This window comes from Aeromonas sp. QDB54, from assembly GCF_027707385.1.
Classification (GTDB): Bacteria; Pseudomonadota; Gammaproteobacteria; order Enterobacterales; family Aeromonadaceae; genus Aeromonas; species Aeromonas hydrophila.
In genome coordinates this window covers 1-8,408 of record NZ_JAPCIT010000053.1, presented here as the reverse complement: position 1 = coordinate 8,408, position 8,408 = coordinate 1, and the positions used below count along the sequence as shown (strand labels likewise).

General features: G+C 54.2%; 5 protein-coding genes. 2 read left to right on the top strand and 3 right to left on the bottom strand.

Annotated elements, in window-relative coordinates:
• The 3 genes from PG881_RS23505 to PG881_RS23495 all read right to left on the bottom strand — a co-directional run.
• On the bottom strand, positions 1–440 hold a 440-nt coding region (locus PG881_RS23505), incomplete at its 3' end, for a hypothetical protein (RefSeq protein ID WP_270803244.1).
• A 302-nt stretch (positions 441–742) separates the two neighbouring features.
• The gene (locus PG881_RS23500) at positions 743–1,027 is read right to left on the bottom strand and encodes a hypothetical protein (RefSeq protein ID WP_134696325.1); all 285 of its coding nucleotides are present in this window, start codon (positions 1,025–1,027) and stop codon (positions 743–745) included.
• Positions 1,028–1,031: 4 nt separating this feature from the next.
• A complete protein-coding gene (locus PG881_RS23495; protein WP_103829037.1) occupies positions 1,032–2,624 on the bottom strand; it encodes a phospholipase effector Tle1 domain-containing protein in 1,593 nt (530 codons plus the stop codon).
• 881 nt (positions 2,625–3,505) lie between these two features.
• On the opposite strand from PG881_RS23495, the gene PG881_RS23490 reads away from it, so the two are divergent.
• Together PG881_RS23490 and PG881_RS23485 are read left to right on the top strand one after the other, a co-directional pair.
• Positions 3,506–5,479, top strand: a complete 1,974-nt coding sequence (locus tag PG881_RS23490) for a hypothetical protein (protein WP_103829036.1) — start codon at positions 3,506–3,508, stop codon at positions 5,477–5,479.
• Positions 5,480–6,050: 571 nt separating this feature from the next.
• Positions 6,051–6,719, top strand: a complete 669-nt coding sequence (locus tag PG881_RS23485; RefSeq protein WP_103829035.1) for a hypothetical protein — start codon at positions 6,051–6,053, stop codon at positions 6,717–6,719.
• Positions 6,720–8,408: the final 1,689 nt, after the last annotated feature.

The window sequence follows — 8,408 nt, the reverse complement described above, 5'->3', positions numbered from 1 at the left end:
TTCATCGACCTGGATGCGCTCGTGGCGGGACTGGAGCTGGGCTGACGGAAATTTCTGGGATTCCGGCGTACAACCCCAAGCCCCAGCGATCTCATTAGGGCTTCGCCGCTCTCCAGGGCCTGCCGCTCCCCTATGGCATAGGCGCGGGTAGGCTTCTTGGCCAGCTCTATGGCACCGGCCAGCTCTTCATGGTTACCTATGAACGTGGGGCGATCCCATGCGCCGCCATCGAGGCATCTAACATCCCAGTGCCCATTGCTATTCCATTGCAGGTACGGTTGGCGCCACCACAGAATCATTTCTTCGGGCTCACGCTCGTCGTGCTTGATGTCTCTGGCTGGTGGCTTGGCCGGGTTGACCGGTACCCCGTCTATGACGCCAGATAGCTTGGCCGGCTCAATGGCCAGGGCGGCCTCAAGGGTGATCGCAGTAAAGGACATCACTTGCCCTCCGTGTTGATTGATTGATTGATTGGTTCATCATTGCAGCTGGCCGGCCTAGTGTCACTGGTATTCGTCCAATTCCGTACTGCCCTTCTCGTCCAGCTGCTTATCCAGAAAGCCCCCCTCCACCAGCTCACCTTTCACCTGGTACTGTGGCGAACCTAACAGGACACCCACTCCATGACTGGAGGAGGTGATACCTGGCCTTTCCGCCTTCGGTAGATCTGACCTAGTGTAAAACAGGGTGGCTATGGCCAAGACCCCTACTGTCGCCAGGAGAGTGACAGCCCAGCGAGCTCTCACTTATCTACACCTGCCGCCGCGCTTGGCTTGCCCTCTTTTTTGCTGATAGTGACCTCTTCCCAGCGGTCCTCTGGGAGAGTCACTTTAAAGTCCGGGCTATCAACTAGCCTCCCTGGCGGTGTGTAATCGGGGTTTGGCTTGCCAAAAAGGACGCCAAATCCATGAGCTGGCTCACTGATCACCCGCTCCTCTGGCGGCTTACGGGGCTGTTTCTTCTCCTGGGTATCGCCACAAGCTGCAAGTGCGAGGGGGAGGGCTAGGACACTGACTATTCGCTTCATAAGGTCACTTCCCTGGTGTTTGCTGGTAGACGCGACGAACCCTACTAGGGGCGGGGGCGTTCACGTAGAGGGGGCCGAGCGGCGTCCAGTTATCGGAGCAGTGAACATACTCCGTCATCAGCATCTCGTTTTGCTCCTTGGACAGTTTGAGGTCACCGCTTCCATGCCACAGGCCCAGGTACTTGTCGAACAAGAAGGCCAGCGCCCCGGGAACCGGCTCAGACAGGGGGGTGAGCGGCGCTCCGCTTTCCTGCGCGATAGTCTGCATAAGGTGGCCGGCGAGCAGCTGCAGTTCAGGTTTGACCGTGCGCGTCATGATCGCGTTGGCCACATAGCCCACCATTGGCGCGTCGCTCTTGGATACGACGGAGAAAGAGCTGATGGTCGGCTTTATTTGGCTGCTGTCTTTCGCATATCCCTTGTATAGAGGGATAGCTTCCTCCTGGAGCCTGGCGTTGGCTGCAGCCTGGAATCTCTTATAGGCTGCGTCATCACCAAATTTCAGGATGGCATCATAGGGGCGCATGATTGGCGTCTTCTCAACTTGGTCTAGATACCCGCCGCCAACGTCGCTATGAGTACCGAATAGCGGGAGTTCCGTGTGGTCTGGCTGTACGGAGTTAAGCGCAAAATTGAGCCGGTACTCGTCCTTGGCGGCGAGCTGGACAACCTTCTCCGCGGCCCCGGGAGCAATGTAGAGGCGAACTGGCGCATTCTCGTCATTGCTGGCGTCCAGGCCTATGGCTGCTACGGTATCGAAGAGGCCAACGAATGCGACGTGCACCTGGCGCCCCAGGTTCGATTCCAGAAGGATGTTCACGAAATGTCGCGCAGCTGCAGCGCCCCGGCTAAAGCCGAAGACATCCACAGCTACCGGGCCGGCGGGTAGGCTGGCGATCATGGTGCTGATCTTGGCCAGGCCTTCCTTTGACCTGGCTATGACGCCAGTTGCACCGGTACCGAAAGCCATGTCGATCTTTGTGTCAGCCTTGCCGGCAGCAGTGCCGATCCCCTCGATGTAGATTGCTGGGCCGGTATAGGCTTGATGCAGCCGGGCAATGTTGGTTGGGCCGCCGTCGTATGAGGATTCAGTGCCTATCAGCTTCTCTATGGATTTGCAGGCCGCCTCGCTTGCCTCTTCACATTGCTCCCTGAGCTCGCTGTTGTGCCTGTTGTTCTGGGTGCCATCGAAGAAGATGCCGATCCGGTGTTCCTCGGGGTCAACCAACGGGACAAGAGGGGTCGCCGGCGAACTGGCCGGTGCTGGCGCTGGTGGTTCTGCTGGGGCGCTGGCTGCTTTCGCTCGAGGCCCTTTGTTGTCGCCGACTGTCGTCCCCTGGGCGGGGAGTATGGTGTTGCTCATAGGCGGGCAGCCGCAAGCGACATAATCGCCCTGCAGTGCTACCGGCCCGCCCGGGCCGATGATGGAGCGGGGGCCCACGGCGACGATAGGGCCCTGTCCGACTTTGCAAGCTGGGCAGGTCGCTATCATCCCGATATAGGTGGTTGGGGAGCCTTCGCTGAGCCAGCTGCTGTCCCCGTCTTGGATCGCACCGCCAGTGCTGGTGGGATCGCCTTTCCTTGCTAAGGTCCTCATCAAATACCTCCGAATCGAAAGGCATATGTTACCCCAATCGGATCTTGAAGATGCTGAATGAGACCGTGTTTTAAACTCAGGACGTCTGTTTGTGTCGCTTTATCTTCAGATCATCGATCCTTGCATACCCTGCTAAGGATCTAGTTCAGAGTATGGGGTCAACGTGTCTTGGATCTACAGCGAAAAGCTTGAACTGAACGATTAGCTGTAGGTTATTGATGGTGTGAGGTAAACGAGGTCCTGTTAAAAAATGGATCCACGTTGGATCCAGTAGATCTATGGTCTGGATCCGATAGGATGGGACGGTTTTTAAGCGGTTATTCACCCAGTCATAAAATCGCTGGAATTGCGGTTTATAGGGCGCTCATCACCGGGGTATACCAACGTATTGCCACGGGGTCTACTTTCCATCTGAGAGCTGTCTAGGGCTCAAATCAGGCTTGCTCAGGGGCTGCGAACGGATTGTGAATCCGAAAATGGATCCTAACGAGAAGAGATCGACTGCAACTTATTATAGATCATTGATCTCTTTTTTTTGATCTCTTGATCTACTGATCTTTTAATATCTTTGATCTGTTAAAGATCTTTAAAGATGGGGTGGTTGTAACTTAGTGATGTATATGGCTTTTTTCTGTTTTATGTAATATGCCGTGCACTGCTATGTTATATGCCGCGTTCCTCTATGTACTATGCCGTGATGCTCTATATGCTATGCCGTGATGCTCTATGTTATATGCCGTGATATGCTATCTACTATGCCGTGGTCTCTTATCTACTATGCCGCGGAGTCTCTATCGAGACTATTTTGTCAGGTGATAACAGGTTATAAACAGCTTTTGAACAGGTTATATTCAGCATATGCACAGGTTGGGGGGTGACGCATGATCGTTGATAAAATTAGCTGCGCGAATGCGATTTTAGAGGCGTATTTAACCAAACAGGGATTTCGTGCTGACGTCATCAAAGTGATGGCGCCCCCACTTTTACCGAAAATTAACAAGTCGGCTGTGTCAATGCTGCTGAATTTTGTGTCGACGGCACCGGAGCTGTCAGTAGAGCGAGCCCTAGAGATCATTTGGCCGGCAATGGAAAAAATGACGTTGCTGGTGGATGAAGCCAATGAACACAATGTAGGGGGAGCTGAAGAAAAGGATCACCCAGAACCTACTGCTGTGGCTAACACAAGAGCTCCCGTGGTGATAGAACAAGATACGGACTACTTGGTTGAGTACGATAGGGTTCAAACCCGCTCCTTGTACCCAGATCGCAGCCCTCCCCCTGAGAACATTGATTTGCACCTGGATATGACCCTGAAAACGGGGATGTTCCGCGTGCTTGCGAGCGGGAAGACGCCACCAGCACTGGATGAGCATAGAATTTACCACCTGACCACTCCGCTTAGCAGTGGTCACGCTTATATGTCACTGAGGGGGCCAACCCTCAACACTCAAATGGATTTGGTCTCTTATATCTGCATCACTCATTGGTTAGGGCGCCTGTCAAAGGAGAGGTTTGAGCAAGCCATCATCAAGCCAATTCGTATGACCATAGAGCGATTTTTCTCACCGATTCCTGAGGATATGCGGCCGTCAGATTACCTGTTGGACAAAAAAATCGTCGATTCGCTTGCAAGGCTAAAGAGCGTTGCTCTTCTATTTTACCCAACGCTCGATGATGCGGATGAGACTAGCCGAAAGAGATCGGTCATGATTGCGAATATCGTTGGTACTCTGAGGTTGGAACCTGATGGGACCATCGAAATATCTCCGACCCCAGAGCTGCGAACCTTGTATCTGAGCACTAAAAAGCTCGTCCCAATAAATCGAAGTGCAGTCATTCAGTTGAACTCTCAGATGGCTCGCCTGCTAGCTCTATGGATCGCAGCTAGGCCAGGCAAGCTAATGGGGCGCAGGGTGTTTCTGAATCTGCGGCCCATGACGGTTCTTGAGCTCCTGCGTGAAATCCATCCACGCGAGACTGGTCGGCACAACCACAATGATCGCCGGCAACTCTCATTGGCCCTTAACGAACTTCTGAGTGCGGGACTGATCGATGTCGATATTAAATATCGAAATGTGAAGTCAAAGGAAAGTGATGAACGACTCACACTTTCAACGGAAATTCACTTTAAATCGCATTCAATCGGGGATGCTCGGTCTGTAGCAAATTCGGACCTTACACTTCCAGTAATCGATGTGCCCAGAAAGCGGGGTCGCGGTAAGGCGTATAGCACTGAGGTGGCGGAGGAACTGCAAGGGCTCAGTTTTACGGCATCAAGTACGAGTCCATCCGCCAGAACCAAGCCTAAAGAGTGGCTATCAGCCAACCTGGATGCTGTTGAGCGGATAATGTCAGGATTGCGTAAGGCTGCCAAGAAGTCACCGGCCGGCGCTCGCCTCCTGCTCAAGGGGGGCGATGATCGCAAATTGACCAGCCTAGCTAAGGTGTTTGAATCGGTGGCGCGTGATGCCGATGCCGCACTGCTGCGTCAAATCGCGAGCCATGACCCACGCAAAAGCAAACAGTCAGAATTTGAAACGATTCTCCGCTCTATACCGCTTAAACCGGCTCATCTTCGTGTCACTTTCTGGTATAGGGATAACGCAGACACTATCGCCAGATTGAAAAAAATGCTCTCTTCTTCTCGATCGCCGCTTGAAGTTGCGGCTCAGATTCACAAGAGGGTGTATTTCTCACGATTGGTAACCCCCTTAATCGCTGTTGGTAGAACAGATGATGCCAATTTTTTCAGCGGAACGTGGGAAGCAGGAAGGGAATCAATTGAGAGCAATAAGCGGGATGACTGGAACCGGGCGGCGGCGGGAAGCCGTAGGAAAAAGGTAATGAAGCTTTAGAGCCAAAAAAACATTTTCAGTGGTTTGCTAGTCAATCGCTACCACGTTACATTTCTAGTGTTCTAGGAGAGATGCAATTGAGTCAAGTTCGGTATGTGCCAGTGATTTTGTTGGCCGGTGGGTGTTGGCTATGGATGGCGATAGGGGTCATCCACTTAGGGATGAAATGGCAATCGGTTGGCTTTGTTCGCCACAATGTGGAAGTCGTGCTTCCGAATGATAGAACTCTTGCAGGTGACCTCTCTATTGATTGGGAAGGGACTTATAATCTGACTGATGCAGACGGAAAATCTACGAAATTCAAGAGCTTCAAGATAATGTCAATTCCGCCGACGAGCATGGTTCCTAGCCCCTTCTCATATCGGATGGTGCTGCCGTTCATTCTCTACTGCCTGGGTTCCCTAGTCGCTTGCTATTGCCTTTGGCTCAAATGCATGAGGCCTCGGGATAAAATCAGTCGGTGATTTGCCTGACACAGTTCGTTTTGGTTGTCCTGCCCCGCGTTGCGGGGCTTTGTCTATTATTATGGAAGTCACCCGCCCCAGAGTGTTAGAGTAGGCATGAATCAAATATGAGCAATCAACTACGAGACGCTATGCCGCAACTCATTATCGATGCAAACAAGGTCACAGAAACATTCCGTGACCTGGAAGTGACCGCAACCAACGGGGCGATGTATCAAGCTCTGGTGGGGCATGAGCACATCCAGGAGATTGCGCCGGAGTTGGGAATCGCTCTACCGCCCGGCTACCGCCTCGTCTGTGTGACTACTCGACTCGGTGGCGACAAATTCGAGATCGCCTTGGTCAATGACCATACGGCTGAGGTCGCCTATTACAACCAGGTGATCATCGTTCACTATGAAGATCTGAAATGTCGCCCGGCCACCCAGCAACGGGTTTGGCGTTCGTTCAATCAGCACCACAAGGCTGTACTTCGAGATCTGCCGTCTGCGGTATTCTTCGGCTATATACTGGCCCGTTATGATGTGATCCTGAGTGATAACATGCAGACTGGGGAAGGTATGCACTTCTGGAAGGCCAGAATGTCCGAGGCGCTTTATCGTCGGCTGTACGTGTACCACTATCAACTGATGACCGGCGAACTGCACCAGATCCGTTCTGATGCTGAGTTGGCTTCATTGTCAGATAAGATATGGGGTAGCCCCCAGCACCACGAATGGCAGCTCGCGATCATCGCCTGTAAGCCGTTGCCGCGCCCAGTTAAGATCTGCGCATAGACCAGGCGCAAGATGCAAATAGCCCCGCCTAGCGGGGCTTTTTGTTGATGTATGTTGTGATTTCGAAGACGTCGTAGAGATAATGAACTGCATGAGTAGCATCTACCGCATTAACCACGTCAGTGAAGCACCATCGATAGATGAGCCGGATCCTGCCTTTTCACTTCGAGTTACTCGACTGCGACCCCCTCCCCCTCCTTTAGTTGTGATCTGGACTACTCGGTGGCCAGCAGGCTCGGTATTCAATCACAGGGTCCACGTTCGGCTGCATGGCTATCGGCATTTGGCTACTTGCAGACTATCCAGATTGAGAATCCGTGAAAATTCATTGCCCAAGGCGGCCAGCGCAGGCGGGCTTGTAGTTGGCAGTGGGGGCCGCAGTCGGCCCCGTGGAGGATTGGATCTGACGGTCCTGTGCTAGAGCCGGTGATTTTGTGTGGTGCTCGGCGGACTCCTGGACTGCCCTTGTGAGATGAAAGCAAAGTCTCACTCTAAAAGTCCGTGCTAATCGGCGGGGCCTGTGGCCCCGCTTCTATTCGTGGGCTCAACATAGCCCCCCAGTCGCCACAGCGACCACTGGCCAGGTCTTGACGACCACTGACAGGATGGCCATGCCAAGCAGCCTGACGGCGGCCTAGGTGATCGCCTGCTGGGCGACAGTGAATGCCCAGCGGGCGCCTTGTTTGATACGAGTCTTGTTCATGCTCTGTTCTCCAATGTGGAAGCCCGAAGGTGGGCTTCATATCTACTTAGCGCCCGAGCCTCGACCTCATTACACGAAAGAGCATGCCGTCACGACACCGCCGTGTGTGTACCTTCCTGATGTGCCCAGCCCTGACACACTCGCCTAACTATCCGTGAACCCCGCCTGTGGCCTGCTGGTATGATCACCAGGAGACCCTTTTCCTGCTCACTCAGTTCACTGCTGTGAACCGGCATTAAATAGAGAGAGTCCCATGTACTACTCCCCAAGACCCGACGCCCGTCGTGCTGCCGCCCTTCGTCCTGGACAACTCAAGCATGTGATTCGTGTCGCCTCGATCACCGGTCGTTAATTCGACCGTGATGCAATGCAGCTCTGGCTAACTCACTCGACCTGCGTCCGAGTCACTGAGTGGGCCAACATCGAGATCCGCGACACTCTCCACCCCTCCGGCTAGCTACGAGATGGGGTCGATCTGAGGGGCGCTATCACGAAGCAAAGCAGGCCACGCACCACACCAAGACCGTTTTCGCCGACAAGGCGTGGCTCGATTACCGGTGCTCCCGTGGTGGGGGTCTGTCTCCCGAATCGGAGTTACATTCGGTGGGGGGCTGCCGGTGGCCCCGGGGCGTCGCTGGCTCGGCACCCATGGTGGTCAACGGCTGGGCAGGTTCCGGTGCGGCGGCCGGCGGGTCTGTACAGCAGGTGGCCCTAGGCAGCCGGTCGGATCGGTGTTCAGGGGACCCGGCACAGCGTCTGGTGGTGCCGGCAGGTGTGCTGGACCTGGTGGCGGCGTGATTTACTCGGTGTGCATGCCGATCTCGAGATCCTGGCCTCTGGTAGCGTTCGCGCTGGCCTGCGTGGAGGGGGCTGACGGCTCGTGCCGCTGCGGACTCTTTGGCCAGTGTGGGGGAGCCCGCAGAATTCGGAAAAAATCGTACGCTAAGGTTTTCCGGGCATCCGTAAGGGCCGAAACTTCCCGTCTT